The sequence below is a fragment of the Streptomyces sp. NPDC030245 genome (genome assembly GCF_055572995.1).
Genome location: NZ_JBVICF010000024.1, coordinates 1 through 4,018, shown reverse-complemented (window position 1 = coordinate 4,018; position 4,018 = coordinate 1). Strand labels below are relative to the sequence as shown.

General features: G+C 69.3%; 1 protein-coding gene. It reads right to left on the bottom strand.

What is annotated here, in order from left to right:
- Positions 1-4,018: amino acid adenylation domain-containing protein (locus tag ACZ4Z4_RS38160; protein ID WP_468338467.1), on the bottom strand; the 4,018-nt coding region annotated here is incomplete at both ends.

Below are 4,018 nucleotides of genomic sequence, written 5' to 3'. Positions count from 1 at the left end.
GGCAACGTCACCAGTTCAGGCGCAGCACCAGTCGCCGACCACCCCAACAACCGATCCCGCTCGCCCTCCCCCAACACATCCAGCTCGCCCACGCGTGCGTCGGGACCGGCAACCACCCCACCCAGCAACCGAACCAGCCGCTCCCCGAACAACTCCACCGTGCCCGCGTCATACAAGTCCGTCGCATACTCGATCAGTCCGGACATGCCGGCGGGGTTTCCGTCCCGGTCGAAGGTTTCACCCAGGTTGACGGTGAGGTCGAACTGCGAGCCGGAGACGCCCGGGTCCTCGAACTCGGCTCGGACACCGGGCAGTTCGAAGGCCAGATCGGTGTTGTTCTGTAGAGCCAGCATGATCTGGACGAGCGGGTGATGGCCGGGCGAGCGCTGCGGGTTGAGCCGCTCCACCAGGTATTCGAAGGGGATGTCCTGATGGCCGTAGGCGGCAAGGCTCGCCTCGCGGACCTGGGCCAGCAGTTCACCGAAGGTCGGGTCCCCCGTCATGCCGGTGCGGATGACCAGGGTGTTGACGAAGAAGCCGACCAGGTCGTCCAGGCCCTCGTCGGTGCGGCCGGCGATGGGTGAGCCCACCGCGATGTCCCGTCCCGCGCCCAGCCGCGAGAGGAGCGCCGCGAGGCCCGCGTGCAAGACCATGAACAGCGTCGAGTCCGTCGAGCGTGCGAGCTCCCGCAACGCGGCATGCGTCGAAGCGTCGAGCGTGAAGCTCACGGTGTCACTGCGGTACGAAGGGGTCGCGGTCCGCGGCCGGTCGGTGGGCAGGGAGACGATGTCGGGCAGACCGCGCAGGTGCTCGGTCCAGTAGGCGGCTTGGCGGCGCAGCAGGCTGTCGGGGTCGGTGTCCTCGCCGAGCAGGTCGTGCTGCCAGACGCTGTAGTCGGCGTACTGGACCGGGAGCGCGGTCCACTCCGGTTCCGCGCCGCCGCGCCGGGCCGCGTAGGCGGAGGCGAGGTCGGCCACGAGGGGCGTCATCGACCAACCGTCGGATGCTATGTGGTGCATCACCAGCACCAGGACTGCTTCCCTGGGGTGCGGGGTGAAGAGCCGCGCGAGCAACGGGATCTCGCTGTCCAGCTCGAACCCGTGCCCGACACACGCCGCCACGCGTGAACCCATCGCGTCTTCTGTCACCGATTCGACAGGGAGGGCGAGGTGGGCTTCGGCGGGTGTGAGGATGTGCTGGTAAGGCTCACCGTCGAGGTCGGGAAAGACCGTCCGCAACGGCTCGTGCCGGGCGACCACATCATTCAGAGCTGCCTCAAGTGCAGGTACGTCCAGTTCACCGGTGAGGCGCAGGACGAGGGGAATGTTGTACGTCGCCGACGCACCCTCGAACTTGTACAGGAACCACATACGGCGTTGCGCGAAGGACAACGGCAACCGCCCCGGCCGCTCACGCCGCTCCAGCACCGGACGCGACCCGACGCCCGACAGACGCCGCACCACACCGGCCACCGTCGGCTCATCGAACAACGCACGCAGCGCCAGATCCACCCCCAGCACCGCCCGGACCCGGTTCACCAGCCGCGTCGCCAGCAGCGAATGACCACCCAGCTCGAAGAAGCTGTCCTCGACCCCGACCGCCGGCAACCCCAGCACCTCGGCGAACAGACCGCACACGATCTCTTCCTGCGGCGTCCGCGCAGCCCGCGACACCGCCAACGCATACTCCGGAGCAGGCAGCGCACCCCGGTCCACCTTGCCGCCGACCGTCAACGGCAACGCCTCCAGCACCACGAACGCCGCCGGCACCAGATGCGACGGCAGCCGCTCCCCCAGACTGCGCCGCAACACCGACACCAGCTCGCCCGCCACCCGGGTGCGCACCGGATCACTCGCCAACGCCCCCAGCGACCGCACCCCCACCGACACGAACGCGTCCGACACCACACCCGTCCCAGCAGGCAGCAGGATCACGTCGAAGGTGTCGGGCTCTTCCTGCCCGATGGTCATCACGGTGTCCCAGCCTCGGCCTTCCGCCCAGGCACACACCGCTTCCGGGTCCAGCCCGCTCCGGGCATCCAGCAGCTCCCGGACCCGCTCGACGGGCTCGCCCTCGACCACCGCGCGGGCGGCCGCGACCTCCCCGGTCAGCCGCGCGTTCGGCACCCCCGACACCCGCACCGGCAGCGACACGTCCGCCAATGCGTCCAGTGTCTCCATGTCCCGGCCCCACACCATGACGGGTGTCCGAGCCAGAGAGAGCGGCTGGACAGGAGCCTTGTGCAGGACCACGTCGTAGCGGTGCCGGGTCAGCTCGTTGTGCGCCGCGCCCCGCTTCCAGCGGAGATCCACGCCCACTGCCTCCGGCCGTCCGGCCGCCCAGGCAGCGAAGAAGCCCGGGTCCAGGAGCAGTTCCTTCTCCGTCACCACGGCCTGCTCCACCGCCGCCCGCAACCGATCGGTGTCCCCGATGCCGGACTGACGAACCTGTACCGCCGTCTGCAAGGCTCGCAGCAGGCCCCGGTGCCGTACGTCTCCCACGATCAGCCGGCCACCGTCGGCCAGCAGACCGAACGCCTGGTCCAGCACCCGCTCCAAGTACTCCCAGCCCGGGAAGTACTGCACCACGGAGTTGATGACGATCGTGTCGAACTCACCGACCGGAAGCCCCGACACATCATCGGCGGCCTGGCAGCGCACCTCCACATGATCCCAACCGAGCCCCGCCACCTGACCACGCAAGCGCTCCACCACCGACGACGAGAAGTCCGTCGCCCAGTACGACTCCACCCCCGCCGCCAGATGCCCCATCAACAACCCGGAACCGACACCGATCTCCAACACACGACGGGGCTCGAAACCACGGATCCGCTCCACTACCTGGTCGCGCCACTCCCGCATTTCTTCCAGCGGGATGGGCTCACCGGAGTAGGAGCTGTTCCACCCCTCGAAGCTCTCCCCCAGCGCATTCGACCCGGCCTCGGCGTACACCGAGTCGTAGATCTCCCGCCACTCCTCGACCTGCTCACCGGTCGTCCCCTCCAACTCCGTCTCGGTCTCCCCCGACGAAGGCACGATGTAGGCGACCAGTCGGGTGTCGTCGTGGTGCGAACGGGCGACGACGAGTGCCTGCGCAACTCCCGGCTCGGCTTCCAAGGCGGCCTGGATCTCGCCGGGTTCGATACGGAAGCCACGGATCTTCACCTGATCGTCGGCCCGGCCCAGGTATTCCAGCTGCCCGTCGGCGTTCCAGCGCACCACATCCCCCGTGCGATACATCCGCTCGCCAGGCCCACCGAAGGGGCTGGCCACAAAGCGTTCGGCGGTCAGCGCCGGACGGCCTGCGTAGCCGCGCGCCAGGCCCGCACCGGATACGTACAACTCTCCTGGGACACCCATGGGGGCGAGACCGAGGTGCTCGTCCAGCACGAACAGCCCTGCGCCAGGCACCGCGCGCCCGATCGGGGCACCCTCGCCCGCGGTCAGCGGGTCACTGATCGCCGCAGCCACGGTGATCTCCGTCGGACCGTACGCGTTGATCAACCTACGTCCCGGCGCCCAACGCGACACCAGCTCCGGCGGGCACGCCTCCGCCCCCACCCCCAAGGCCACCAAGTCACCCAGGCGCTCCCACGCGCCCTCGGGCAGCGTCGCCACCACCGACGGCGGCAGGAAGGCATGCGTCACCCCACCCTGCGCGAGAGCGGCTTCCAGTTCCTCGCCCGCCAGACCCGCACCCTCCGGCACGACCAACGCCGCCCCAGAACCCCATGCCAGGACCAGTTCCAGCACCGATGCGTCGAAACTCAGCGACGCCGTACGCAACACACGGCCACCCACACCGATGCCCATCCGGGCCACCAGAGCCGCCGCGAACCCCGCGATGCCGGCATGGGTGACCTCCACGCCCTTGGGACGGCCTGTCGAACCAGAGGTGTAGATGACATACGCCGGATGCGCGGCCAGCAACGGCGCCACCCGCTCAGCGTCCGTGATCTCCTCACCCGACAACGCCGCGGTGTCGGCCTCCTCCAGCAGCACGACCTGCGCCGACAGGC